At 73.0% G+C, this 24,159-nt stretch carries 24 protein-coding genes and 1 tRNA gene; 19 read left to right on the forward strand and 6 right to left on the reverse strand.

The genetic code is table 11. The features are described 5' to 3' along the window. Positions 1–3: 3 nt before the first annotated feature. From ABZ573_RS03640 to ABZ573_RS03655, 4 genes are all read left to right on the forward strand, one after another. Positions 4–960, forward strand: coding sequence for a 4-(cytidine 5'-diphospho)-2-C-methyl-D-erythritol kinase (locus ABZ573_RS03640; protein WP_327030439.1), 957 nt, complete (start codon positions 4–6; stop codon positions 958–960). Between the two features lie 173 nt (positions 961–1,133). Further along, the gene (locus ABZ573_RS03645) at positions 1,134–2,939 is read left to right on the forward strand and encodes an ABC-F family ATP-binding cassette domain-containing protein (protein WP_151453467.1); all 1,806 of its coding nucleotides are present in this window, start codon (positions 1,134–1,136) and stop codon (positions 2,937–2,939) included. 115 nt (positions 2,940–3,054) lie between these two features. Further along, complete coding sequence (locus tag ABZ573_RS03650; RefSeq protein WP_151453466.1) at positions 3,055–3,510, forward strand: DUF4383 domain-containing protein; 456 nt, start codon at positions 3,055–3,057, stop codon at positions 3,508–3,510. A 227-nt stretch (positions 3,511–3,737) separates the two neighbouring features. Next, positions 3,738–4,214 carry a DUF4383 domain-containing protein gene (locus ABZ573_RS03655; RefSeq protein WP_151453465.1) on the forward strand — a complete coding sequence of 159 codons (477 nt, stop codon included), beginning with the start codon at positions 3,738–3,740 and terminating at the stop codon, positions 4,212–4,214. A gap of 12 nt (positions 4,215–4,226) precedes the next feature. Here ABZ573_RS03655 and ABZ573_RS03660 read toward each other — a convergent pair whose 3' ends face one another. Together ABZ573_RS03660 and ABZ573_RS03665 are read right to left on the reverse strand one after the other, a co-directional pair. Continuing rightward, positions 4,227–4,916: a TetR/AcrR family transcriptional regulator gene (locus ABZ573_RS03660; protein WP_151453464.1), complete on the reverse strand. Its 690-nt coding sequence runs from the start codon at positions 4,914–4,916 to the stop codon at positions 4,227–4,229. Between the two features lie 71 nt (positions 4,917–4,987). Continuing rightward, positions 4,988–5,944, reverse strand: coding sequence for an acyl-CoA desaturase (locus ABZ573_RS03665; RefSeq protein ID WP_358115336.1), 957 nt, complete (start codon positions 5,942–5,944; stop codon positions 4,988–4,990). Between the two features lie 135 nt (positions 5,945–6,079). On the opposite strand from ABZ573_RS03665, the gene ABZ573_RS03670 reads away from it, so the two are divergent. The 9 genes from ABZ573_RS03670 to ABZ573_RS03710 all read left to right on the forward strand — a co-directional run bounded on the left by ABZ573_RS03670 (position 6,080) and on the right by ABZ573_RS03710 (position 14,659). Then, positions 6,080–6,835: a helix-turn-helix domain-containing protein gene (locus ABZ573_RS03670; RefSeq protein WP_225852029.1), complete on the forward strand. Its 756-nt coding sequence runs from the start codon at positions 6,080–6,082 to the stop codon at positions 6,833–6,835. Between the two features lie 44 nt (positions 6,836–6,879). Then, positions 6,880–6,950: transfer RNA gene (locus tag ABZ573_RS03675), tRNA-Gln, on the forward strand. A gap of 32 nt (positions 6,951–6,982) precedes the next feature. Then, a complete protein-coding gene (gene glmU / locus ABZ573_RS03680; RefSeq protein WP_358115340.1) occupies positions 6,983–8,560 on the forward strand; it encodes a bifunctional UDP-N-acetylglucosamine diphosphorylase/glucosamine-1-phosphate N-acetyltransferase GlmU in 1,578 nt (525 codons plus the stop codon). 55 nt (positions 8,561–8,615) lie between these two features. Beyond that, positions 8,616–9,596, forward strand: coding sequence for a ribose-phosphate diphosphokinase (locus ABZ573_RS03685; protein ID WP_151453461.1), 981 nt, complete (start codon positions 8,616–8,618; stop codon positions 9,594–9,596). Positions 9,597–10,029: 433 nt separating this feature from the next. Beyond that, the gene (locus tag ABZ573_RS03690; RefSeq protein WP_358115343.1) at positions 10,030–10,710 is read left to right on the forward strand and encodes a 50S ribosomal protein L25/general stress protein Ctc; all 681 of its coding nucleotides are present in this window, start codon (positions 10,030–10,032) and stop codon (positions 10,708–10,710) included. A 105-nt stretch (positions 10,711–10,815) separates the two neighbouring features. Next, positions 10,816–11,406 carry an aminoacyl-tRNA hydrolase gene (gene pth / locus ABZ573_RS03695; RefSeq protein ID WP_151453459.1) on the forward strand — a complete coding sequence of 197 codons (591 nt, stop codon included), beginning with the start codon at positions 10,816–10,818 and terminating at the stop codon, positions 11,404–11,406. 122 nt (positions 11,407–11,528) lie between these two features. Next, positions 11,529–12,362 (forward strand): inositol monophosphatase family protein, encoded by an 834-nt coding sequence (locus tag ABZ573_RS03700; protein ID WP_151453458.1) that lies wholly within the window; start codon positions 11,529–11,531, stop codon positions 12,360–12,362. Positions 12,363–12,443: 81 nt separating this feature from the next. Beyond that, complete coding sequence (cysD, locus tag ABZ573_RS03705; RefSeq protein ID WP_151453457.1) at positions 12,444–13,355, forward strand: sulfate adenylyltransferase subunit CysD; 912 nt, start codon at positions 12,444–12,446, stop codon at positions 13,353–13,355. Beyond that, complete coding sequence (locus ABZ573_RS03710; RefSeq protein WP_151453456.1) at positions 13,355–14,659, forward strand: GTP-binding protein; 1,305 nt, start codon at positions 13,355–13,357, stop codon at positions 14,657–14,659. Before cysD ends, ABZ573_RS03710 begins: the two co-directional genes overlap by 1 nt. A gap of 125 nt (positions 14,660–14,784) precedes the next feature. Here ABZ573_RS03710 and galK read toward each other — a convergent pair whose 3' ends face one another. Both galK and galE read right to left on the reverse strand, forming a co-directional pair. Next, on the reverse strand, positions 14,785–15,945 hold the full coding sequence (gene galK, locus ABZ573_RS03715) for a galactokinase (protein ID WP_358115348.1): 1,161 nt from the start codon (positions 15,943–15,945) through the stop codon (positions 14,785–14,787). Next, complete coding sequence (galE, locus tag ABZ573_RS03720) at positions 15,942–16,925, reverse strand: UDP-glucose 4-epimerase GalE (protein ID WP_151453454.1); 984 nt, start codon at positions 16,923–16,925, stop codon at positions 15,942–15,944. The genes galK and galE overlap by 4 nt, the downstream gene beginning before the upstream one ends. A gap of 176 nt (positions 16,926–17,101) precedes the next feature. Here galE and ABZ573_RS03725 point away from each other — a divergent pair, with 176 nt between their 5' ends. From ABZ573_RS03725 to ABZ573_RS03750, 6 genes are all read left to right on the forward strand, one after another. After that, the gene (locus ABZ573_RS03725; RefSeq protein ID WP_358115351.1) at positions 17,102–18,127 is read left to right on the forward strand and encodes a hemolysin family protein; all 1,026 of its coding nucleotides are present in this window, start codon (positions 17,102–17,104) and stop codon (positions 18,125–18,127) included. A gap of 33 nt (positions 18,128–18,160) precedes the next feature. After that, positions 18,161–19,186: a tryptophan--tRNA ligase gene (trpS, locus tag ABZ573_RS03730; RefSeq protein ID WP_151453452.1), complete on the forward strand. Its 1,026-nt coding sequence runs from the start codon at positions 18,161–18,163 to the stop codon at positions 19,184–19,186. Between the two features lie 46 nt (positions 19,187–19,232). After that, positions 19,233–19,790: a 2'-5' RNA ligase family protein gene (locus ABZ573_RS03735; protein WP_151453451.1), complete on the forward strand. Its 558-nt coding sequence runs from the start codon at positions 19,233–19,235 to the stop codon at positions 19,788–19,790. Positions 19,791–19,925: 135 nt separating this feature from the next. Next, on the forward strand, positions 19,926–20,849 hold the full coding sequence (locus ABZ573_RS03740; RefSeq protein ID WP_151453450.1) for a YihY/virulence factor BrkB family protein: 924 nt from the start codon (positions 19,926–19,928) through the stop codon (positions 20,847–20,849). After that, the gene (locus tag ABZ573_RS03745; protein ID WP_311413716.1) at positions 20,846–21,232 is read left to right on the forward strand and encodes a GntR family transcriptional regulator; all 387 of its coding nucleotides are present in this window, start codon (positions 20,846–20,848) and stop codon (positions 21,230–21,232) included. Before ABZ573_RS03740 ends, ABZ573_RS03745 begins: the two co-directional genes overlap by 4 nt. A gap of 88 nt (positions 21,233–21,320) precedes the next feature. Beyond that, entirely contained in the window at positions 21,321–21,761 is a 441-nt protein-coding gene (locus ABZ573_RS03750) for a hypothetical protein (protein ID WP_151453448.1), read from the forward strand. 39 nt (positions 21,762–21,800) lie between these two features. On the opposite strand, the gene ABZ573_RS03755 is transcribed toward ABZ573_RS03750, so the two are convergent. After that, positions 21,801–22,172 (reverse strand): VOC family protein, encoded by a 372-nt coding sequence (locus ABZ573_RS03755; protein WP_358115357.1) that lies wholly within the window; start codon positions 22,170–22,172, stop codon positions 21,801–21,803. A gap of 177 nt (positions 22,173–22,349) precedes the next feature. Further along, positions 22,350–23,984 (reverse strand): glycoside hydrolase family 13 protein, encoded by a 1,635-nt coding sequence (locus ABZ573_RS03760; RefSeq protein ID WP_358115360.1) that lies wholly within the window; start codon positions 23,982–23,984, stop codon positions 22,350–22,352. Positions 23,985–24,159 lie beyond the last annotated feature (175 nt).

Genomic DNA, 24,159 nt, shown 5'->3' on the forward strand with positions numbered 1-24,159 from the left:
CCCGTGACCGAGGCCTGGGGACCGGACGACGAGGACGAGCAGCGGCGGCGCGGAGCCAGCGGACCGGTGCGGGTCCGGGTGCCCGCCAAGGTCAACCTGCACCTCGGGGTGGGACCGCTGCGCCCCGACGGCTACCACGAGCTGAACACCGTCTACCACGCCATCTCCATCCACGACGAGCTGACCGCCCGCCGGGGCGACACGCTCACCCTCACCATGGAGGGTGAGGGCGCCGGCGAGCTGGCCCTGGACGACACCAACCTGGCCATCCGGGCGGCCCGCGCCCTCGCCGGCTACGCGGGGGTGCCGCCGCACGCCCGGCTGCACCTGCGCAAGCAGATCCCGCTGGCCGGTGGGCTGGCCGGAGGCAGCGCCGACGCGGCCGCGGCGCTGGTCGCCTGCGACACGCTCTGGGGGACCGGGCTGTCCCGCGACGAGCTGGCCCGGATCGCCGCCGACCTCGGCTCCGACGTGCCGTTCCTGATCCACGGCGGCACCGCGCTCGGCACCGGCCGGGGCGAGTCGGTCAGCCCCGTGCTGGCCCGCCCCACCACCTGGCACTGGGTGGTGGCCGTGGCCGACAGCGGCCTCTCCACCCCGGTCGCCTACCGGGAACTGGACCGGCTGCGCGAGGCCGGCACCGCCGGTGAGCCGCTGGGCAGCACCGACGCGCTCTTCGCCGCGCTGCGCCAGCGGGACCCGCGGGTGCTCGCCGCGGCCCTCGGCAACGACCTCCAGGACGCCGCCCTGGCCATGCGCCCGTCGCTGGCGGAGACGCTGAAGGCCGGCGAGGCGGCCGGCGCGCTGGCCGGCATCGTCTCCGGCTCGGGGCCGACCTGCGTCTTCCTCGCGGCGGACGCCGCCGACGCCGAGCGCATCGCCGCGGAGCTGGCCACCGCCGACGTGTGCCGCGAGGCGCGCACCGCGTACGGTCCGGTGCCCGGCGCGCGCATCGCCTGACCGGCCCACCCCGCCCCGATCCCGCGCTTCCGGCCCCCGGGTACCGCCTGTCCAGGGGGCGCCGGGTGGAGCCCGCGCCCGGCGGGCGGCGGGGCGGTCCGCGTACGCTGGAGACTCAGGCGTCCCAGGTGCCGGCCCGGCACCGGGACGCCTTGATCATGGGAGGTGAGGTCGTGGCCAACATCGTCAACCTGGACCGGGTTTCCAAGGGCTACGGCGCCGCCGGGCCGCTGCTCACCGACGTGTCCCTCGGCCTGGACGACGCCGACCGGATCGGCGTGGTCGGCCTCAACGGCGCCGGCAAGTCCACCCTGCTGCGGCTGCTCACCCGCATCGAGGAACCGGACGACGGGCGGGTCACCCACCGCCGCGACCTGCGGGTCGCCTGGCTGCCGCAGAGCCTCCAGCTCGCCCCCGAGGCCACCGTCCGGGACGTGGTGCTCGGCACCGCCTGGCTCGGCGAGAGCATGGGCGCCGAGCACGAGTGGGCCGGCGACGCCGGCGTGCGGGCCATCCTCGACGGCCTCGGCATGCCCCACCTCGGCCTCGACCAGCCCGTCGGCCCGATGTCCGGCGGCGAGCGGCGGCGGGTCGCGCTGGCCGCGCTGCTGGTCCGCGAGTCCGACCTGCTCATCCTCGACGAGCCCACCAACCACCTCGACGTCGGCGGCGTCGACTGGCTGGCGAAGTACCTCGTCGGCCGCAAGGGCGCGCTCGTCGTGGTCACCCACGACCGGTGGTTCCTCGACGCCGTCTGCACCACCACCTGGGAGGTCGCCGACCAGACCGTCCGGGCGTACGAGGGCGGCTTCGCCGCCTGGACCCTCGCCCGCGCCGAGCGGGACCGGGTCGCCGCGGCCACCGAGGCCCGCCGGCAGAACCTGCTCCGCAAGGAGATCGCCTGGCTGCGGCGCGGCCCGCCCGCCCGCACCTCCAAGCCGCAGTTCCGCATCGACGCCGCCAACGCCCTCATCGCCGACGTCCCGCCGGCGCGCGACACCATGTCGCTGCAACGGCTCGCCACCGCCCGGCTCGGCAAGCAGGTGTACGACCTGGCGCAGGTCACCCTGCACGCCGGCCCGAAGGAGATCCTGCGCGACACCACCTGGCAGGTCGGCCCCGGCGACCGGATCGCCATCCTCGGCCGCAACGGGGCCGGCAAGACCACCCTGCTGCGGATGCTGGCCGGCATCACCCGCCCCGACGGCGGGCGCTTCGCCACCGGCTCGACCGTCCGGCCGGCCTTCCTCTCCCAGGAGCTGGCCGAACTGCCCGGCCACCTGCGGGTGCTCGAAGCGGTGGAGGAGGTCGCCCGGCGGGTGCAACTCGGCGACCGGGAGGTCTCCGCCGCCCAACTCGCCGAGGTCTTCGGCTTCGACGACCGGCGGCTCTGGACGCCCGTCAGCGACCTCTCCGGCGGCGAGCGTCGCCGGTTGCAGATGCTCCGCCTGCTGGCGGGGGAGCCGAACGTGCTGCTGTTCGACGAGCCCACCAACGACCTGGACACCGACACCCTCGCCGCGCTGGAGGACCTGCTCGACTCCTGGCCCGGCACCGTCATCGTGGCCAGCCACGACCGGTACCTCATCGAGCGGGTCACCGAGGTCGCGTACGGGATGTTCGGCGACGGGCGGCTGGTGCACCTGCCCGGGGGCGTCGACGAGTACCTCGCCCGGGCCGCCGGCCAGCCCGGCCCCGCGATGCCGGAGACGGCCCCCGGGGGCGGCGCCGACACCCCCGCCGCGACCGGCATGTCCGCCGCCGAGGCGCGGCAGGCCCGCAAGGAACTGGCCCGGCTGGAACGGCAGGTCGGCAAGCTGGAGCAGAAGGAGGCGACGCTGCTCGACCAGCTCGCCACGCACGCCACCGACTACGCGAAGGTCGCCGAGCTCGACGCCCAGCTCAAGGAACTGCGGGCCGAGCGGGAGCGGACCGAGGAGTCCTGGCTGGCCCTGGCCGAGGAGATCCCGGCGACCTGAGTCGCCCGCCTGGTCGCGGCGCCGCACACCGGAGGCCCCCGTGTGCGGCGTCACACCTCGGGGTGCGGGACAATCGTCGGCGACCCCTCACCCGAACGGCGTTGGAGACTCAGACATGGCCCACACCCCCGTCAACCACCCCGCGCGGCCGGTCTACCGGGCGATCGGCGGGCTGACCGGTCTGTACCTGGTGGCCTTCGGCGTGCTCGGCATCATCGCGAGCGCCGGCAACGAGGCCCTCGCCCAGGATGACACCCAGGTCCTCGGTCAGGGCACGAACCTCGGTTTCTCGCTGCTCAGCGTCCTGCTGGGGGCCGTGGTGCTGGCCGGTACCGCGATCGGCCGCAACATCGACGTCATGATCAACCAGTGGCTGGCGTACGCCATCATGGTGATCAGCCTCGCCGGTCTCGCCTTCATCCAGACCGAGGCCAACATCTTCAACTTCAGCATCTTCACCGTCATCGCGCTGATGGTGGTCAGCCTGGTCCTGCTGATGGTCGGCATGTACGGCAAGGTCGGCACGGACGAGGAGCAGGAGGCCTGGCAGAAGGCCCGGCTCGTGCTCTGAGTGGTTGTGGGGTTTTCGCCGGAGCCCGACCCGCTCCGGGCGGTCAGGCTTGATCCCTGCGCGGGTCGGGCTCCGGCGAAAACCTGTCGTGGTCCCGCTCCCGTCCGGCCGTTGCTGCCCGGTGGGGTGGGACCTTTGTGGTTTCCGCCTTTGTCGGGCGGTTTGGCGGACGGGTGACCTCCTCCTTTGGGACAATCGGGGCGAATGTCCTGACTGGTGGAGGGGTCATGCCGCACTTTCCCGTGAACCATCCGGCGCGGCCGGTCTACCGGGTCCTCGCCGGCCTGGTGGGGCTCTACATCCTGGTCTTCGGGGTCTGGGGCGTCGCCCTGACGGCCGGCGACCCGCTCTTCGACCGGGGCGACAACTGGGCCCTCGGGCTCCGCACCAACCTGGCCTTCTCGCTGGCCTCCGTCGCATTCGGGATCGTGCTCATCGTCGGCGCGTCCCGGCGCGGCAACCTCGGCCACTACATGAACCTGACCGCCGGGGTCGTCTTCCTGGTCACCAGCGTCCTCATGATGTCCGTGCTCCAGACCGAGGCCAACTTCCTCAACTTCTCGATGTCCACGGTCATCGTGTCGATGCTCTTCGGCCTGCTCCTGCTCGGCACCGGCCTGTACGACAAGGTCGGCACCGACGAGCACGCCGAGGAGGAACGGCGGCTGCGGCACCACCCGGTCTCCGAGGCCCACGGCCGCTGACCGACGTCGGGGTCAGCGACCCCGCACCGTGATCAGGCCCGGCTTGGCCTCCAGGTGCGACAGCCCGCTCCAGGCCAGGTTGACCAGGTGCGCCGCCACCGTCTCCTTGCGCGGCTTGCGCACCTCCAGCCACCAGCGGCCGGTCAGCGCCACCATCCCCACCAGCGCCTGCGAGTAGAGCTCGGCCAGCTTCGGGTCGTAGCCCCGGCTGGAGAACTCGGCGCCCAGGATGTGCTCCACCTGGTGCGCGACGTCGTTCATGACGCTGCTGAAGTTGCCCGCCGCCGACAGCACCGGCGACTCCCGCACCAGCACCCGGAAGCCGCTGGTCTCCTCCTCGATGTACGTCAACAGGGCCAGCGCCGCCTGCTCCAGCAACTCGCGGGGGTGCCCGGCGGTCAGGGCCGTGGTGATCCGGTCCAGCAGGGCGCGTACCTCCCGGTCCACCACCACCGCGTAGAGCCCCTCCTTGCCGCCGAAGTGCTCGTAGACCACCGGCTTGGAGACCTTCGCGCGGGCCGCCACCTCCTCGATGGAGGTGGCGTCGAAGCCGCGCTCGGCGAAGATCTGCCGGGCGGTCGAGATCAGCTGCTCCCGGCGCTGGGCCGCCGACATGCGTACGCGTGAGGGGGGTTTGGGGGCCGCGGCGGGAATCGCCCGCCGCCGGCCGGTCGTGCCGTCGTTGCCAGGGACATCCGCCATGTTCTCGTCATTCCGCCGGCGCTCTGTCACCCGGCCATCCTGCCAGGCGACCTCCGCGCCCATCGACCGCTCTACCGGCCGGTGGCCGGTGCGACGAGCTTGGCCGCGATGCGCTCGGGCTTCGGCCAGCGCACGTCCCACGCCGCGCCGACCCTCTCGAACAGCCAGATCACCCGGGCCGAGATGTCCACCTGGCCGCGCAGTACGCCGTGCCGGGCGCTGGTCGGGTCGGCGTGGTGCAGGTTGTGCCAGCTCTCGCCGAACGACACGATCGCCAGCGGCCAGAAGTTCGACGCGCGGTCGCCCTGGCGCATCGCGAACGGCCGCTCTCCGTAGACGTGACAGACGGAGTTGATGGACCAGGTCACGTGGTGCAGGAGCGCGATGCGCACCAGGCCGGCCCAGAAGAGCGCGGACAGCGCTCCCCGCCACGACCAGGTGACCAGGCCGCCCATCAGCGCGGGACCGAGCACCGAGACCACCACCAACAGCGGGAACAGCCGGTCCACTCTGGTGATGTCCCGGTCGGCGAGCAGGTCCGGGGCGAACCGCTTCCGGTTGGACAGCTCCCGGCCGAAGAGCCAGCCGACGTGCGCGTGGAACAGGCCCTTCGTCAGGCCGCGGAGGCTCTCCCCGAACCGCCACGGCGAGTGAGGGTCGCCCTCCAGGTCGGAGAAGGCGTGGTGGCGCCGGTGGTCGGCCACCCACTGGATGATCTCGCCCTGCACGGCCAGCGAGCCGGACACCGCCAGCGCGATCCGCAGCCAGCGCTTCGCCTTGAACGACCCGTGTGTGAAGTACCGGTGGTAGCCGACCGTGATGCCCAGCCCGGAGAGCACGTACCAGAACCCGGCGACGGCCACGTCGGTCCAGCTCAGCCAGCCACCCCAGGCGACCGGTACGGCGGCGACGAGGGCCAGGAAGGGGATCACCACGAACGCCCATAGGGCGATGAGAATGCCTCGGGACTGGGTGCCCTGGGTGAGGGGCTTCGGTCCGGCGGCGGGGTCGAGGGACGTAGCGGACATGGGCACCTCGCAGAGGGACGGAGTGATCACGAAGTTACGCCTACGTCACCGTAACTTAGGCGCTGGCGAGGCGCATGGGACAGCGTCAGGCATGAATATCTGACACTGTCGTACGTCTGTTCTAAAGTGCTGCTCATGAACGATCCGATACCTGATCAACCACACCCGCCGTCGGTTCGGAAATACCGTGGACCGACCCCGCATCTGCATGAGGAGGCGCTTCGCCTGCGGCGCCGAGGCTGCACCGTCCCGGAGATCGCGAAACGGGTCGGTGTGGCCCGCTCCACCGCCTATCAGTGGGTGCGGCACCTGCCGATAGATCGCGACTCCGAGGAGGTTCGGGCGCGCCGACGAGCGCACTCGAAGGCGATGACGGACGCCCAGTGGGGTGAATATCGTGCTGCCCGCGACGCAGCACGGGCGGAGACGGTCGCGAAGGTCGCCGCCTGGGTCAAGCGCCTGCGATATCGGGAGCTGGTCCTGGTGGGAGCGGCAATCTACTGGTGCGAGGGGGGCAAGGCGAAACCCTGGCGTCCGAACGACTGTCGGCTCAAGTTCATCAACAGCGATCCGACGCTGGTGCTGTTGTTCCTCCGGTTCGTCGAGGCGCTCGGAGTTGCCCGGACCACGCTTCGGTTCCGGGTCAGCATCCACGAAAGCGCGGACGAGGCGGAGGCGGTGCGATGGTGGGCCGGTCTGGTCGGGGTGCCGGCGGCGGAGTTTCAGCGTTCGTCACTGAAGCGGCACCGGCCGGCGACGAAACGGCAGAACGTCGGGGCGGACTATCGGGGCTGCCTCACGGTTTACGTCCCGCGATCGAGCCGCCTCTACTGGAAGGTCGAGGGGATCATGAAGGGAATGGGCGATGGCGTCACGGGCGAGGGGCGCTAAGGTGTAGGGGGCTGGCAAGCTGTTCCTTTGCCCGTTTTAGACCGTCCCGGGTCGTCTAATGGCAGGACGTCAGGTTTTGGTCCTGATTGTAGGGGTTCGAGTCCTCTCCCGGGAGCTTCCGTTCGTCGCGGACGATGTCTGGTTAGCATGGCCGCGAGACTGTTCGCCGTCCCGACGGGAGCCCGTGTCGTGTCCCAGCCCCACCTCCGCACCGTTGTCGTGCTCGCCGCCGGTGAGGGCAAGCGGATGAAGTCGGCGCTGCCCAAGGTGCTGCACCCGCTGCTCGGCCGTACTCTCGTCGGCCACGTGCTCGCCGCCGCCGCTCCGCTGGCCGCGGACCGCACGGTGGTCGTGGTGGGGCACGGCGCAGACCAGGTCCGCGCGCACCTCGCGGAGATCGCCCCCGAGGCCACCCCGGTGCTCCAGGCCGAGCAGCTCGGCACCGGGCACGCCGTCCGGATCGCGCTGGACGCCGCGCCGGACGCCACCGGCACCGTGGTCGTGATCAACGGTGACGTGCCGCTGCTCCGCCCGGAAACGGTGGCCGCGCTGGTGGCGGCGCACGAGGAGACACGCGCTGCGGCGACCGTGCTCGCCGCCGAGGTGCCCGACCCGACCGGCCTGGGCCGGATCGTGCGCGACACCGACGGGCGGCTGGAGCAGATCGTCGAGGAGCGCGACGCGACCCCCGCGCAGCGGGCGATCCGGGAGATCAACGCCGGCATCTACGCGTTCGACGCCGCCCGGCTGCGCGACGCGCTGGGCAAGCTGTCGACCGACAACGACCAGGGCGAGGAGTACCTGACCGACGTCTTCGCCCTGCTGGGCTCGGCCGGCGAGCCGGTGGCGGTGCACGTGGCGGCGGACCACGTGGAGACGCTGGGCTGCAACGACCGGGTCGAGCTGGCCGCCCTGCGCCGGCTGCTGCGCGACCGGGTCAACGAGGCGTGGATGCGTACCGGGGTCAGCCTGCTCGACCCGGACACCACCTGGATCGACGTGACGGTCGCTCTCGACCGGGACGCGGTGGTCGACCAGAACACCCAGCTGCGCGGCGGCACGGTGGTCGGCACGGGCGCGGTGGTCGGGCCGGACGTGACGCTGATCGACACCGTCGTCGGCCCGGGCGCCACGGTGCTGCGCAGCCACGCGGTGGGCGCGGAGGTCGGTGCGGGCGCCAGCGTCGGGCCGTACGCGTACCTGCGGCCGGACGCCCGGCTCGCCGAGAAGGCCAAGGTCGGCACGTTCGTCGAGGTGAAGAACTCGGAGGTGGGTGCGGGCGCGAAGGTGCCGCACCTGTCGTACGTGGGGGACGCGACGATCGGCGCGAAGGCCAACATCGGCGCGGCGACGATCTTCGTGAACTACGACGGGGTGAACAAGCACCGCACCACGGTCGGCGAGGGCGCGTTCGTCGGCTGCGACACCAGCCTCATCGCGCCCGTCGAGGTGGGTGCGGGGGCGTACGTGGCGGCGGGCAGCGCGATCGCGCAGGACGTGCCGGCGGGCGCGCTCGGGGTGACCCGGGCGCCGCAGCGCAACATCGACGGCTGGGTGGCCCGCAAGCGGGCGGGCACGGTCTCCGCCGAGGCGGCCGCGCGGGCCCAGGCAGCGGATGAGGGTGCGTCGGCGCCGGGATCCGGGGCAAGTGAAGGTGAGGCAATCCACGGGGATGCCGAGCCGGTCAGGTCGGCCCCGGGCGCGGGGGATACTGCAACCGAATAGTCCCCGGCCCACCACCACCGCCGGGTACCACCGACCAACGGGAGCAGACGGGCCCATGGGCAGCATCGTCGCCGAAAACCGCAAGAGCCTGATGCTTTTTTCCGGACGTGGCTTTCCGGAGTTGGCCAAGGAGATCGGTGAGGTGCTCGGCGTCGCGCCGACGCCGGCCGACGCGTACGAGTTCGCCAACGGCGAGATCTTCGTACGGTTCAAGGACTCGGTACGCGGTTCGGACGCCTTCGTGGTGCAGTCCGTCACGCACGGGGTCAACACGTGGGTCATGGAGACCCTCATCATGATCGACGCGCTGAAGCGCGGTTCGGCCAAGCGCATCACCGTGGTACTGCCCTTCTACCCGTACGCCCGGCAGGACAAGAAGCACCGCGGCCGGGAGCCGATCTCGGCCCGGCTGGTGGCGGACCTGCTGAAGACGGCCGGGGCGAACCGGATCCTCACCGTCGACCTGCACACCGCGCAGATCCAGGGCTTCTTCGACGGCCCCGTCGACCACCTCTTCGCGATGGACATCCTCGCCGAGTACGTCCAGCACAAGTACGCCGGCCGCCCGATGACGGTGGTCGCGCCGGACTCGGGCCGGGTACGGGTGGCCGAGCGGTGGACCGACCGGCTGGGCGGCTGCCCGCTGGCGTTCATCCACAAGACCCGGGACCCGCTGAAGCCGAACCAGGTGGTGGCGAACCGGGTGGTCGGCGAGGTCGAGGGCCGGGTCTGCCTGATCGTCGACGACATGATCGACACGGGCGGCACGATCTGCGGGGCGGCGGACATCCTCCGGGAGTCCGGCGCGGCCGACGTGATCGTGGCCTCGACGCACGCGCTGCTCTCCGACCCGGCGACCGAGCGGCTGAAGAACGCCCCGATCAGCGAGGTCCTGGTCACCAACACGCTGCCGCTGCCGCCGGAGAAGCAGCTCGACAAGATCACCGTGCTGTCGATCGCGCCGCTGCTGGCGCGGGCGATCCGCGAGGTCTTCGACGACGGCTCCGTGACGACCCTCTTCGGCGGCCTGAGCTGACCGTCTGACGCCGGGCCGGGCGGGTACCGCCGCCCCGGTCCGGCGTCGACCGCCGTGGCGGCGACGCTGCATCGACCGGTCACGGGCGGAAAGGCCGGTCGGCGGCGGGCCGGCCCGGCGGCCGGGCGGTCGCCCTACGGCGGCGTCGCGCGGCTCCCGGCGGCGGGTGCCGCCGGGGCAGGCCGAAATCGCCCTGCGGGCCTGCGGGAACGGTGATAAGGGGACTGCCGGAACGCGCGGAATCACCTCGGGTAGACTGGTGCGGTTGCCACGGCGAGGGTGCCCGGCGGGCCGCTGAGAAGCGCCGCACGGAGGCACCGTCATCGACGCGGTGCTCCGGGCAGTCGTTCTCGACGCATGAGCCCCAGCGAGCCCCTCGCCCCAGCACCGCCAGACGACAAGCCGCCGCAGCGAAAGCATCAGGAGTTCTCCCGTGTCCGAGGTAAAGATCAGCGCCGAGCCCCGCACCGAGTTCGGCAAGGGTGGTGCCCGTCGTACCCGCCGGGCCGGCAAGGTGCCCGCCGTGCTGTACGGCCACGGCGAGAAGCCCAAGCACATCGCGCTGCCTTCGCGTGAGTTCGCCGCCGCGATCCGCAAGGGCGGCGCCAACCAGCTCTTCGCGATCGAGGTCAGCGACGGCACCCAGGTGCTGGCGCTGCCGAAGGCGATCCAGCGCGACCCGATCAAGGACACCTTCGAGCACGTGGACCTGCTGCTGGTCCGCCGGGGCGAGAAGGTCACCGTCGAGGTCCCGGTGCAGCTGACCGGCGAGGCCGCGCGGGACACCCTGATCGTGCACGACCACGACACCCTGTCGGTCACCGCCGACGCCACCAAGGTGCCGGACCACCTGGAGGCCTCGATCGAGGGCCTGGAGGCCGGCACCCAGGTCACCGCCGGCGACGTGGAGCTGCCGGCCGGCGTCGAGCTGGCCGCCGACTCGGAGCAGACCGTCGCTTCGGTGACCGCCGCGCCGACCGCCGAGCAGCTCGAGGCGACCCTCCCCGAGGTCGAGGAGGCCACCGAGGAGGCCGAGGCCGGCGTCGGCGAGGAGACCGCCGAGGCTCCGGCCGCGGAGGGCGAGGAGAACGCCGAGGCGAAGACCGAGGCCTGATCGGTTCGCATCGTTGCGACAGGCGTCCCCGCGCGGTCGGGGGCGCCTGTCGGCGTATCGGTGTCCGGGCGGGCGGGTGACGGCGAGCAGCGGGAGGGACGGGGCGTGACGGACGAGACGGGGCCGTGGCTGGTGGTCGGCCTGGGCAACCCGGGTCGGGAGTACGCCGGCAACCGGCACAACGTCGGCTTCATGGTGGCCGACCTGCTGGCGGGCCGGCTCGGCGCGAGGTTCGGCCGGCACAAGCGGGCGGTGGCGGAGGTCGCCGAGGGGCGGCTCGGGCTCGGCGGGCCGAAGCTGGTGCTGGTCAAGCCGCTGACGTACATGAACCTCTCCGGCGGGCCGGTGACCGGGCTGGCCCAGTTCCACAAGGTGCCGCCGGGCCGGGTGGTCGCGGTGCACGACGAGTTGGACATCGGGTACGGGCAGGTGCGGGTGAAGTGCGGCGGTGGCGAGGGCGGGCACAACGGCCTGCGCTCGATGTCGAAGTCGCTGGGCACGAAGGAGTACGTCCGGGTGCGGTTCGGCGTCGGCCGGCCTCCGGGGCGGCAGGACCCGGCGGACTACGTACTGTCGGATTTCGGCGCGGCGGAGCGCAAGGAGCTGGAGTTCCTGGTGGACCGGGCCGCGGATGTGGTGGAGTCGGTGATCACCAGGGGCGTGGAGCCGACGCAGAACCTCTACCACGGGGTGTGAGGGCCGGGTCGGGCGCCGGGGGCCGGTAGTCTTCGCCTTTCGGCGCGACGCGACCGTCGGGGCGGCTCGTCGGCGGCGGCGTGCCGGGTGCGGAGCACGGCGAGGCGACGGGAGCAGGAGTCATGGGCAGTCCTCCGATGATCGACGGCGCTTTCGCCCGGTGGCTGGCGGCCCGGGCCGGTCAGGCGCTGCTCGGCCTGCGGTCCGAGATGGGTTTCGCCGACGCGGGGGCGTTGAAGTCGGCGGGCGACAAGGTCTCGCACGACCTGATCCGCACCGAGCTGGCGAAGTGGCGGCCGGGTGACGCGGTCCTCTCCGAGGAGGACGAGGGTTCGCGGCTGGCCTGGGCGGCGGAGGTGAACGCCGAGGCGGTCTCCCGGCTGGCGGCGGACCGGGTGTGGATCATCGATCCGCTGGACGGCACCCGGGAGTTCGCCGAGGAGGGCCGTTCGGACTGGGCGGTGCACGTGGCGCTCTGGGCGCGTGACGCGCCGACGCCGCACGGGCTGGTGGCGGGCGCGGTCGGGCTGCCGGCGCAGCAACGGGTGCTGGGCACCGACTATCCGCCGGCGTACCCGCAGCTGACCCCGGAGGCGGCCGCGGCGCCCGGCGGGCGGACGATCCGCCTGGCGGCGAGCCGGAGCCGGCCACCGGTGTTCCTGACCGACCTGGCGGAGGACGTCGGGGCGCACCTGGTGCCGATGGGCTCGGCCGGGGCGAAGATCGCCGCGGTGGTCACCGGTGAGGTGGACGCCTACATCCACGCGGGCGGCCAGTACGAGTGGGACTCGGCCGCGCCGGTCGCTGTGGCGACGGCCACCGGGCTGCACGCTTCCCGGATCGACGGTTCTGCGCTGAGATACAACGAGGCGGATCCGCGCCTGCCGGACCTGCTGGTCTGCCGCGAGGATCTCGCCAGTCGGTTGCTTGCAGCGTTGCAGCGTCATTCCGGGTAGCCTGAGCGGCACTTCTTGGCATGCCCGACCGGAAAGGTCTGGAATATCGATGAGCGGATTCGAGCGAAGCGAGCCCGTGTCATGACCGCCCCCGCCGCCTACCAGGTGTCGCACCTCGACGCGCTGGAGGCCGAGAGCATCTTCGTGATGCGCGAGGTGGTCGCCGAAATGGAGCGGCCCGTGCTGCTCTTCTCGGGCGGCAAGGACTCGATCGTGATGCTCCGGCTGGCCCAGAAGGCGTTCGCCCCGGCCAACATCCCGTTCCCGGTCATGCACGTGGACACCGGGCACAACTTCCCCGAGGTCCTGGAATACCGGGACCAGCGGGTCGCCGAGCTGGGGCTGCAACTGGTGGTGGCGAGCGTGCCGGAGGCGCTGACCAGCGGGCTGGTGCGGGAGTCGGGCGACGGGATGCGCAACCGGATCCAGACGCCGGTGCTGCTGGACGCGGTGGAGAAGCACCGGTTCGACGCGCTCTTCGGCGGCGCCCGCCGCGACGAGGAGAAGGCCCGCGCCAAGGAGCGGGTGTTCAGCTTCCGCGACGAGTTCGGCCAGTGGGACCCGAAGAACCAGCGCCCGGAGCTGTGGTCGCTCTACAACGGCCGCCACCACCCGGGCGAGTCGATCCGGGTCTTCCCGCTGTCCAACTGGACCGAGCTGGACGTCTGGCACTACATCGCGCGCGAGCGCATCGCCCTGCCGTCGATCTACTACGCCCACGAGCGCGAGGTGGTCGAGCGCGACGGGATGCTCTACGCGGTCAACGAGTTCTTCCGCCCCCGGGCGGGCGAGGACCGGTTCAAGGCGCGGGTGCGCTACCGGACGGTGGGCGACGCGTCCTGCACGGCGGCGGTCCGTTCCGACGCCGACACGGTCGAGAAGGTCATCGAGGAGGTCGCCGCCACCCGGATCACCGAGCGCGGCGCCACCCGGGGCGACGACCGGGTCAGCGAGGCCGCCATGGAGGACCGCAAGCGGGAGGGCTACTTCTGATGACCACCGAGACCGTCGCGCCCGCGGCCACCGAGACGCCCGGCAGGCCGATGGACCTGCTGCGCTTCGCCACCGCCGGCAGCGTCGACGACGGCAAGTCGACGCTGATCGGCCGGCTGCTCTACGACACGAAGTCGCTCTTCACCGACCAGCTCGCCGCCGTCGAGGCGGTCAGCGCGGCCCGGGGCGACGAGTACACGAACCTGGCGCTGCTCACCGACGGCCTGCGGGCCGAGCGCGAGCAGGGCATCACCATCGACGTGGCGTACCGCTACTTCGCCACCCCCCGGCGGAAGTTCATCATCGCGGACACCCCGGGGCACATCCAGTACACGCGCAACATGGTCACCGGGGCGTCGACGGCCGACCTGGCGCTGATCCTGGTGGACGCCCGCAAGGGCCTGGTCGAGCAGTCCCGCCGGCACGCGTTCCTCTGCTCGCTGCTGCGCGTGCCGCACCTGGTCCTCTGCGTCAACAAGATGGACCTGGTCGACTTCTCGCAGGAGGTCTTCGAGCGGATCGCGGACGAGTTCACCGCGTTCGCCGCGAAGCTCGACGTGCCCGACCTGACGGTGGTGCCGATCTCGGCGCTGCGCGGCGACAACATCGTCGCCCGGTCGGAGAACATGCCCTGGTACGAGGGCCCGTCGCTGCTGCACCACCTGGAGCGGGTGCACATCGCGAGCGACCGCAACCTGGTCGACGTCCGGTTCCCCGTGCAGTACGTGATCCGCCCGCAGTCCACCACCGTCACCGACTACCGGGGCTACGCCGGCCAGGTCGCCTCCGGCGTGCTCAAGCCGGGCGACGAGGTGATGGTGCTGCCGTCCGGGTTCACCAGCCGGATCGCCGCCGTGGAGACCGCCGACGGGCCGGTCGCGGAGGCGTTCCCGCCGATGTCGGTGACCGTACGCCTGGAAGACGAGATCGACATCTCCAGGGGAGACATGATCTGCCGTCCCAACAACGCGCCGGCGGTGTCCCAGGACATCGAGGCGATGGTGTGCTGGATGGACGAGACCCGTCCGCTCCAGGTCGGCGGCAGGTACGCGATCAAGCACACCACCCGCTCCGCGCGGGCGATCGTGCGGGGGCTGCACTACCGGCTGGACGTCAACTCGTTGCACCGCGACGAGTCCGCCGACGGGCTCGGGCTCAACGAGATCGGCCGGGTGCGGTTGCGGACCACCGTGCCGCTGCTCGCGGACGAGTACCGCCGCAACCGCACCACCGGCGGTTTCGTGATCATCGACGAGGCCACCAACCGCACCGTCGGCGCGGGGATGATCGTCGAGGCGCAGTGAGTCCCGCCGACGGGCGGGTGCCGACACCCGCCCGTCGCCTGCCGGGCTGACCGCGCCCGGCGCAGGGCCCCGGGCGCGCAGCCGCCGCTGCCCGCCGGGCGGCCGGCGGGGCGCCGCGTCGGTGCTCAGTCCAGCCGGGTCGCGCCCGGGCCGGGCAGGACGGTGACGTGGCCGGGCGCGGCGAAGCCCCGCTCGGCGTACGCGGCCGTGACGGCGGCGGCGACCGCGTCGGCCCGTTCCGCGTCGACGAGGGCGAGGACGCAGCCGCCGAAGCCGCCGCCGGTCATCCGGGCACCGAGCGCCCCGGCGCCCAGGGCCGCCTCGACGGCCGTGTCGATCTCCGGGACGGTGATCTCGAAGTCGTCGCGCATCGAGGCGTGCGAGGCGGTCAGCAGCGGGCCGATCTCGCGTACCCGCCCGGCGCGCAGCAGCGCGACCGTGTCGAGCACCCGCTGGTTCTCGGTGACGACGTGCCGTACCCGGCGGCGGGTCTCGTCCTCGTCGAGCCGGGCCAGGGCGTCGGCCAGTCCGTCGGCCGGGACGTCCCGCAGCGCCGCGACGCCGAGCAGCCCGGCGGCCCGCTCGCAGGAGCCGCGGCGGGCGGCGTACTCGCCGTCGGCGTGCCGGTGCGGGGCCCGGCTGTCGACGACCAGCACGGCGAGGCCGGCGGCGTCCAGGTCGAAGGGGACCTGCTCGACGGACTCGTCCCGGCAGTCGAGGAAGAGCGCGTGCCCGGCGCGGCACCGGATCACCGCCGACTGGTCCATGATCCCGGTCGGCGCGCCCACGTAGTCGTTCTCCGCCCGCTGGGCCAGCCGGGGCCGTCGCTCGGCGGGCAGGTCCAGCCTGCCCAGGTCCACCAGGGCGGCCAGCACGGCGGCCTCCAGCGCGGCCGAGGAGGACAGCCCGGCGCCCAGCGGCACGTCGGAGGCGATGGCCAGGCGCGCGCCGGGTGGCGCGTGCCCCGCCTCCCGCAGCGCCCAGACGACCCCCGCCACGTACGCGCCCCAGCCGTCGACCCGGTCGGGCCCGGCCAGCTCGTCGGCGCCGAAGGTGATCGTCTCGCCGGTGAGCTCGGAGCAGACCGTCCAGGTGTCGCCGGGCTGCGGGGCGGCTGCCACCACCGTGCGCAGCGGCAGGGCGAAGGGGAGCACGAAGCCGTCGTTGTAGTCGGTGTGCTCACCGATGAGGTTCGCCCGTCCGGGAGCCGCCCAGCGGCCGGCGGGCGGCTCGCCGTACGCCGAGCGGAAGCCGGCGGTGGCGCGGGCCGCGACGTCGTCGGTCACCGCGGCCCCGCGACGTGCGTGCGGTAGAAGGCCCAGGCGTCGGCGACGATGTCGGGCAGGGTCGGCTTCTGCGGCACCCAGCCCAGCTCCTCGCGGGCCAGCGCGGACGACGCGACCAGCTCGGCGGGGTCGCCCTCGCGGCGCGGCGCCACCTCGACCGGCACGGGGTGGCCGGTGACCTCGCGGACCACGTCGACCACCTGCCGGTTGGTGAAGCCGTTGCCGTTGCCCAGGTTGTAGATCCGGTGCTGGCCGGCGGTGGCGGCGCCGAGCGCCAGCAGGTGGGCGCGGGCCAGGTCGGCGACGTGGATGTAGTCGCGCACGCAGGTGCCGTCGACGGTCGGGTAGTCGTCGCCGAAGAGCTGGAGCTTCTCCCGCCGGCCGGCGGCCACCTCCAGCGCGATCGGGATCAGGTGGGTCTCGGGGTCGTGCCGCTCGCCGAGCGCGACGTCGCCGTCGAGGTAGGCGCCGGCCACGTTGAAGTAGCGCAGCGAGACGGCGGCCAGGCCGTGCCCGATCGCCTCGGAGGTGAGGGCCATGTCGACGGCGAGCTTGGTGGCGCCGTACGTGTTGGTGGGGGCCTTGACCGCGGTCTCCGGGATCGGCAGCTCAGTGGGGTTGCCGTAGACGGCGGCGGTGGAGGAGAAGACCAGGCGGGGTACGCCGGCGGCCCGGACGGCGTCGATCAGGGCGATCGAGCCGACCGTGTTGGCGTGCCAGTAGAGCTCGGGCCTGGTCATCGACTCGCCGGCGGCGATCAGCGCGGCGAAGTGCAGCACCCCGTCGAAGCCCGCGCCCGGGGTGAGCACCCGCGCGGCGTCGTGGACGGACGCGTCGACGTACGTCGCGTCGGCGGCGAGCGCCTCCCGGTGACCGGTGCGCAGGTTGTCGAGCACCACCACCTCGTGGCCGGCGTCGAGCAGCATCCGGGTCACCACGCTGCCGATGAAGCCGGCGCCGCCGGTGACGAGCAGTTTCACGTCGGTCTCCTCCTAGCCTGGCCGCCCGGTAGCGGCCCGTGTCGTGATCACCCTACGGCCGGTCGCCCGGTGGCCGCCCTCCGTCGGCGACCTTGCCATTCCACCATGATTCCCCAACTTCGAACAGAGCCGAACACGGACAGCCTGTCGGCGCCGTGCTGTCTACCATCACAGTCATGCGGGAAGCGGGTGCTCCCGGGCCGCGGCGACGCGCCCGGGGCCGGCCCCGCCGCGAGCCGGGGCCGCTGCCCCGGGCCGTCGCCCGGATGGTGGTGCGCGCCGCCGACGCCGCCACCCGGGCGGTGACGGCCCTGCTCGGCGCCAGCCCGGCGGCCGGCCGGGAGCGGATCAGCGAGGCGGAGCTGCGCGACCTGGTGGCCGCCAACACCCTGCTCGACCCGGTCGAGCGCCGGATCATCGACGAGGTGCTGGCCGCGGGCGCGAGCCTGGTCCGCGAGGTGATGATGCCGCGCACCGAGGTCGTCTTCCTCTCCGCCCGGCACACCATCGCCGAGGCGGAGCGGCTGGTCCGGGCCGAGACGCACACCCGCTACCCCGTGGTCGACGGCACCCACGACGACGTGGTCGGCTTCGTGCACCTGCGCGACGTGCTGCTCCGCCCCGACCTCGACCCCCGCACCACCGTCGGCGAGCTGACCCGGGAGGTGAAGCGGCTGCCCGGCAGCAAACGGGTGCTCGCCGCGCTCAGCGAGATGCGCCGGGAACGCCACCACCTCGCCGTGGTGGTCGACGAGTACGGCGGCACCGCCGGCATCGTCACCCTGGAGGACCTGATCGAGGAGCTGATCGGGGAGATCCACGACGAGTACGACACCGCCCCCGAGCCGGTGCACGCGGGCCTGCCCGCCGTGGTGGACGGCCGGCTCAACCTCGCCGACTTCGCCGAGCGCACCGGGGTGAGCCTGCCACCCGGCCCGTACGAGACGGTCGGTGGATTCGTGATGGCCGCGCTGGGCCGGCTCCCGGTCGCCGGCGACGAGGTGCCGGTGACCGCCGGCCCGGCCGGCGACGGCGGCGCGGCACCCGACGACCCGTCCGGCGGATGGCTGCTGCGGGTGCTCACGCTGGAGGGACGACGGGTGGCCCGGCTCACGGTCACCGCCGGGCGCCTGCCGGAGCCACGGCGCGAGGCCGGCGCCCCGACACCGACGGGGCGGAGCCGACCCGCCGGGCCGTCATGACGCGCACCGGGTCTTGCTGACAGAATTGCCGCCATGTCCGACGTACCCGCCCGCCCCCGCGTCTTCTCCGGCATCCAGCCGACGGCCGACTCGTTCCACCTCGGCAACTACCTGGGCGCCGTGCGGCACTGGGTGGCGTTGCAGGACACCCACGACGCCTACTACTGCGTGGTCGACCTGCACGCGATCACCGCGGGGCACGACCCGAAGACGCTCATGCAGCGTTCCCGGATGGCGGCCGCCCAGCTCTTCGCCGTCGGCCTCGACGCGGAGCGCAGCACGCTCTTCGTGCAGTCGCAGGTGCCCGAGCACTCGCAGCTCGCCTGGGTGCTGGGCTGCATCACCGGGTTCGGCGAGGCGAGCCGGATGACGCAGTTCAAGGACAAGTCGCAGAAGCAGGGCGGCGAGCGGGCGAGCGTGGGCCTGTTCACCTACCCGGTCCTGCAGGCCGCCGACATCCTGCTCTACCAGGCCAACGCCGTGCCGGTGGGCGAGGACCAGCGCCAGCACCTGGAGCTCTCCCGCGACCTGGCCCAGCGGTTCAACTCGCTGTTCGGGCCGACCCTGACGGTGCCCGCGCCGCACATCGTCAAGGACACCGCGAAGATCACCGACCTCCAGGACCCGACGGCCAAGATGTCGAAGTCGTCCTCGTCGCCGGCCGGCATCGTCAACCTGCTGGAGGACCCGGCCCGCTCGGCCAAGAAGATCCGTTCCGCGGTCACGGACACGGGGCGGGAGATCGTCTTCGACACCGAGACCAAGCCCGGCATCTCCAACCTGCTGACCATCTACTCGGCGCTGAGCGGGCGCAGCGTCGACGACCTGGTCGCCGCGTACGCCGGCAAGGGCTACGGCGACCTGAAGAAGGACCTCGGCGAGGTGGTGCGGGAGTTCGTCGGCCCGATCCAGGAACGCACCCGGACCTACCTCGACGACCCGGCGCAGCTGGACAAGCTGCTCGCCGCCGGCGCGGAGAAGGCCCGCGCGACCGCCGGCGAGACGCTGCGCACCGTGTACGAGCGGGTGGGCTTCTTCCCGCCGGTGCGCGGCGAGTAGCGCCCCGGCGCGACGGGTGAGGGCGGACGGGCCGGTGGCCGGAGGGATGACGCACAGCGTGGATCGCAGGGACGGGACGCCGGACGCCGGTGACACCATCGAGATCGGCATCGCGGTCGACATCCCGGAGCCGTGGGGCGGCATGCTCACCCGGCGGCGGGTCGAGGCCGGCGACCCTCGGGTCGTGCCCGCGCACGTGACCCTGCTCGGGCCGACCGAGATCCCGGTGGCGACGCTGCCGGCGGTGGAACGGCACCTCGGGGCGGTCGCCGCCGCCCACCTGCCGTTCACCCTGCACCTGCGGGGCACCGGCACGTTCCGGCCGGTGACCCAGGTCGTCTTCGTGGCGGTGGCCGCCGGGATCAGCGAGTGCGAGCTGCTCGCCGCCGCGATCAGGGCCGCCCCGGAGCTGCACCGCGAGACGCGCTTCCCGTACCACCCGCACGTCACGGTCGCACAGGACGTCGCGCCGGAGGCGCTGGACAGGGCGTACGAGGACCTGGCCGACTTCTCGGCCATGTTCGAGGTCGAGGCGTTCACCCTCTTCTCGCACAGCGGGCAGACCCGGTGGCAGCCGCGCCGGGACTTCCGGCTGGGCGGTTGAGCGGTCGGCCCGGGTGCGCCACGAGCGCCACGGCGTCCACCTTCCCGGCGCCGGCCCGCGTCGGACGACCGCCGCCCGGCGCGGGGCGGCGTCCGGTTGCCCGCGCGGGGGCGAAGGATCGGCGAGGATGACGGCGTGAACGTGCTGAGCCGCATCGAGGCGGGCATCGACAGCAGGATCAGCGCGGTGCGCCGCCGGTGGGGCGTCGCGGACCACCTGTGGCGGGCCGGCGTGCTCTACACCGACGTGCTGGGCGGGCGGCTGGCCGCCGCGATCGCCTACTACGGCTTCTTCGCGGTCTTCGCGCTGGCGCTGGTCGGGTACTCGATCTTCGGGGCCATCCTGGAGGACAACGACGAGGTCAGCGACGCCGCCGCCGACTTCCTCCGGGAGAACCTGCCGTTCCTCGACCCCGTGCAGATCGCCGACAGCAGCGGCACGGTCGGGGTGGTCGGCCTGATCATCCTGGCGTTCACCGGGATCGGCTGGGTCGAGGCGATCCGCTCCTCCCAGCGGCTCATGTACGGGCTCAACCAGCAACCGGGCAACCTGGTGGTCCGCCGCCTGGTCGACCTCGGCGTGCTGGTGGTCATCTTCGTGCTGCTCGGCGTCTCGGTGGCGGCGGTGGACACCCTGGAGTCGCTGCTGCGCTTCCTGCTGCGCAGCACCGGCTCGGCGGGCCTGACCACGGTCAGCGCGGTGCTCAGCGTGCTGGTCAACGCGGTGCTGGCCACCCTGCTGCTGGTGGCGGTGCCGAGGCTGCGGATGACCCGGTCCCGGCTACGCCCCGTGGTGCTGCTGGTCGCGGTCGGCATCACGCTGCTGAACACCGTCGGGCGCTTCTACGTGGTACGCACCGAGCGGAACCCGGCGTACACGGTCGTGGCGGGCGCCGTGGGCCTGCTGCTCTACCTCTACCTGCTCAACCAGTTGGTGCTCTTCGGCGCGGCGCTGGCCGCGACCAGCCCGCGCGGTCGGGTGGTGGACCTGGCGGCGAGCCCGGCGCCGGCCGAGACGGACGCGGAGACGGATCCCGGCACCCCGGGCGGGGCCGGATGAGCGGGGGAGCGGGCGTGCGGATCTCGGTCGACCAGGCCTCGGCGGTGCCGCCGTACGAGCAGGTGCGCGGGCAGCTCGCGGAGCTGATCGGGACGGGCCGGCTGGCGGTGGGCACCCGGCTGCCCACCGTCCGGGCGTTCGCGGCCGACCTCGGGCTGGCGGTCAACACCGTGGCGCGGGCCTACCGGGAGCTGGAGGCGGCCGGTCTGCTGGAGACCCGCGGCCGGCACGGCACCTTCGTCGCGCCCGGGCGCGACGACGCGACGGACCGGTTGCAGCGGGTCGCGGCCGACTACGCCGCCGAGGCCGCCCGGTTGGGCGTGCCGCCCGCGGCGGCGCTGGCCCTGGTCCGCGCGGCGTTGGACGCGGCCCGGCCGGGCTGACGCACGGCGGAGTCCCGACAGCCACGACGGCGGTGAATTAGGGGCGAATGCCTCCCGGCCCGGGGGCGCGACGGACCATGATGGGCGCGTGGGCGCACTCGTGACACTGGACCTGCCGGACGACTCGCCGATGCTCGGCCTGCCGTGGATCATCACCTTCGGCCCGCTCGGCGATGCCGACGAGTGGGAGCCGGTGGTCTGCGGCCCCTACGAGCGGCCGCACGCCCTCGCGCTGGCCGAGGCGATCGTCGCCGAGGAGCAGCTGATGGCGGTGGTCGAGCCGCTGCTGCCCGCGGTCTCGGCCGAGGAGATCCGGGGCGAGATCGCCGCGGCGCAGGTCGCCGCCGAGGACGAGGCGGCGCAGCTCGACCAGGCCGACCTCTACGGCGACTTCGAGGACACCATCGACGAGGAACTGGAGGCGGCGGCCGAGGAGGCCGACCTGGCGGAGCCGCTGGCCCCACCCACCGAGGCCGAGCTGCGGGCTGGCTTCGGGCGCATCGCCGCCAAACTCACCAACGGCGCCTGAGCCGGCCCGGGCGGGGCCGGGCCGCCCGGGCGGCGCGGGTCAGCGGCGGTGGGGCGAGCTGTGCAGCACGCAGAACTCGTTGCCCTCGGGGTCGGCCAGCACCGTGAACCCCTCGTCGCCGCGCTGCCCCACGTCCGCGGGCCGGGCGCCGAGCCCGATCAACCGGCTCACCTCGTCCGCCGGATCGCCGTCGGCGACCACGTCCAGGTGCAGCCGGTTCTTTCCGTGCTTGGGCGTGCCGGAGCCCTGCAACCAGACGGTGGGAGCCCCGACCCGGTCGTCCGGGGGATGGAGCTTCGCGCTGCCGTCGCCGCCGGCATCGACGGCGTAGCCGAGCGCCGCCGCCCAGAAGGCGGCCATCAGGTCGAGATCGACGACGTCGAGGGTGTACTGCGCGACGCGAACCACCATGGGTCCGTCGTACCCGCAGGGGCCGGGGGCGACACGCGCTCCGATGGACGCCGGCGCCGCCGGAGCGGACTCCGGTGGCGCCGGCGCCACCTCACCCCCCACCACAAGGGGTCGGTAGCCCAGTCGCCCGTCGGCGCGGGGCACAACGGACGACCAGGTCGATGACGGGTTACCCGCTCAGCGCCGTTCGAACCAGGCCGCCGCGTCGACTCCGAGCAGATGGCCGGAGCCCTGCCCGGTGAGCGGCTCGCTGGCGGCGATCGGCACGCCGTACCCGTCGATCAGGGCCGGCGCACCGCTGATGTTGACCACGCAGGTCAGCACGGTGTCGCCGGCGGCGCGGCTGAAGGCGAGCACGCCCGGCCCGGCCTCCAACCAGGTGACTCCGCCCGCGTCGGCGGCCAGCGCCGGGTGTTCCCGGCGGATCCGCAGCGCGGTGCGGTAGAGCTCCAGCGTCGAGCCGGGCACGCCGGCCTGGGCGGCGACCGAGAGGCCACGCCAGGTCGCGGGGGCCGGCAGCCAGCTCAGCTCGCTGCCCTGCGGCCCGAAGCCGTACGGGGCCAGCTCGCCGCTCCACGGGATCGGCACGCGGCAACCGTCCCGGCTCTGGCCGGTGCGCAGGAACGCCGGGTCCTGGCGCAGCTCGTCCGGCAGGTCGAGCACCTCCGGCAGGCCCAGTTCCTCGCCCTGGTAGATGTAGGCGCAGCCGGGCAGGGCGAGCATCAGCAGGGTGGCGGCCCGCGCCCGGCGGAGCCCCTCGGCGCCGTCGCCGTAGCGGGTGACGTGCCGCTGCTTGTCGTGGTTGGACAGCACCCAGGTGGTGGGCGCGCCGACGATCGTCGACTCGGCGAGCGCGGTGTCGATGACCTTGCGGAACGAGTCGGCCGACCAGGTCGCGTCGAGGAAGTCGAAGCTGAACGCCTGGTGCAGTTCGTCCGGGCCGATGTAGCGGGCAAGGCGCTGCGGGGTCTCGGCCCACGCCTCGGCGACCGCCATCCGGCCGCCCGGGTAGCTGTCCAGGATCGGCCGCCAGGCGCGGTAGATGTCGTGCACCTCGTCCTGGTCGAAGTAGGGGAGCCGGCCCTTGCCGAGCAGTTCCGCCTGGCGCTGGCCGGTGGTCATCGAGCTGAACCCGACGTCCGGCAGCCCCTCGGCCTTGATCATGCCGTGCGCCACGTCGATCCGGAAGCCGTCCACGCCCCGGTCGAGCCAGAAGCGCAGGACGCCCTCGAACTCGGCGCGCACCTCGGGGTGGCGCCAGTTCAGGTCCGGCTGGGCCGGGTCGAACAGGTGCAGGTACCACTGGCCGTCGTCGATGCGCGTCCAGGCGTGGCCGCCGAAGATGCTCTCCCAGTCGTTCGGGGGCAGCTCGCCGTTCTCGCCCTTGCCCTCGGCGAAGAGGTAGCGCTCGCGCTCGGCGGAGCCCGGGCCGGCGGCCAGCGCCGCCTGGAACCACGGGTGCGCGCTGGAGGTGTGGTTGGGCACCAGGTCGACGATGATCCGCAGGCCGAGGGCGTGCGCGTCGGTGATCATGTTGTCGAAGTCGGTGAGGGTGCCGAACATCGGGTCGACGTCGCGGTAGTCGGCGACGTCGTACCCGCCGTCGATCATCGGGGAGGTGTAGAAGGGGGTCAGCCAGAGCGCGTCCACCCCGAGATCGCGCAGGTACGGCAGGCGCTCACGGATGCCCTGGAGGTCGCCGACGCCGTCGCCGTTGGAGTCGGCGAAGCTGCGTACGTACACCTGGTAGACGACCGCGGAGCGCCACCAGTCGTCGTCGGAGGTCAGCGGCGTGGGGTTGCTGACGGTCATCGGTGGCGTTCCCCGTTCTGTGGCGCGGGACGGCGGCACCCGGCGTGGCGCGGGTGCGGGTGCGGTGTCTGAGCAGAATGCCGCCCGCGACTGCAAGAGTCAAGCATTCCTTGCGCAAGAAATGGCAATGATCACGCCAAGACTCCGTCGGCTCACGCCCGGTGAGCCCTTCCGG

Source organism: Micromonospora sp. NPDC007220, from assembly GCF_040634035.1.
Taxonomy (GTDB): domain Bacteria; phylum Actinomycetota; class Actinomycetes; order Mycobacteriales; family Micromonosporaceae; genus Micromonospora; species Micromonospora reichwaldensis.

Excerpts from the sequence above, each read along its gene's own strand:
- ABZ573_RS03650 (WP_151453466.1), top strand. The coding sequence starts at position 3,055 with ATGGCCCACACCCCCGTCAACCACCCCGCGCGGCCGGTCTACCGGGCG.
- ABZ573_RS03655 (WP_151453465.1), top strand. The coding sequence starts at position 3,738 with ATGCCGCACTTTCCCGTGAACCATCCGGCGCGGCCGGTCTACCGGGTC.
- ABZ573_RS03660 (WP_151453464.1), bottom strand. The coding sequence starts at position 4,916 with ATGGCGGATGTCCCTGGCAACGACGGCACGACCGGCCGGCGGCGGGCG.
- ABZ573_RS03665 (WP_358115336.1), bottom strand. The coding sequence starts at position 5,944 with ATGTCCGCTACGTCCCTCGACCCCGCCGCCGGACCGAAGCCCCTCACC.
- ABZ573_RS03670 (WP_225852029.1), top strand. The coding sequence starts at position 6,080 with ATGAACGATCCGATACCTGATCAACCACACCCGCCGTCGGTTCGGAAA.
- glmU (WP_358115340.1), top strand. The coding sequence starts at position 6,983 with ATGGCCGCGAGACTGTTCGCCGTCCCGACGGGAGCCCGTGTCGTGTCC.
- ABZ573_RS03685 (WP_151453461.1), top strand. The coding sequence starts at position 8,616 with ATGGGCAGCATCGTCGCCGAAAACCGCAAGAGCCTGATGCTTTTTTCC.
- ABZ573_RS03700 (WP_151453458.1), top strand. The coding sequence starts at position 11,529 with ATGGGCAGTCCTCCGATGATCGACGGCGCTTTCGCCCGGTGGCTGGCG.
- cysD (WP_151453457.1), top strand. The coding sequence starts at position 12,444 with ATGACCGCCCCCGCCGCCTACCAGGTGTCGCACCTCGACGCGCTGGAG.
- ABZ573_RS03710 (WP_151453456.1), top strand. The coding sequence starts at position 13,355 with ATGACCACCGAGACCGTCGCGCCCGCGGCCACCGAGACGCCCGGCAGG.
- ABZ573_RS03725 (WP_358115351.1), top strand. The coding sequence starts at position 17,102 with ATGCGGGAAGCGGGTGCTCCCGGGCCGCGGCGACGCGCCCGGGGCCGG.
- trpS (WP_151453452.1), top strand. The coding sequence starts at position 18,161 with ATGTCCGACGTACCCGCCCGCCCCCGCGTCTTCTCCGGCATCCAGCCG.
- ABZ573_RS03735 (WP_151453451.1), top strand. The coding sequence starts at position 19,233 with ATGACGCACAGCGTGGATCGCAGGGACGGGACGCCGGACGCCGGTGAC.
- ABZ573_RS03745 (WP_311413716.1), top strand. The coding sequence starts at position 20,846 with ATGAGCGGGGGAGCGGGCGTGCGGATCTCGGTCGACCAGGCCTCGGCG.
- ABZ573_RS03755 (WP_358115357.1), bottom strand. The coding sequence starts at position 22,172 with ATGGTGGTTCGCGTCGCGCAGTACACCCTCGACGTCGTCGATCTCGAC.
- ABZ573_RS03760 (WP_358115360.1), bottom strand. The coding sequence starts at position 23,984 with ATGACCGTCAGCAACCCCACGCCGCTGACCTCCGACGACGACTGGTGG.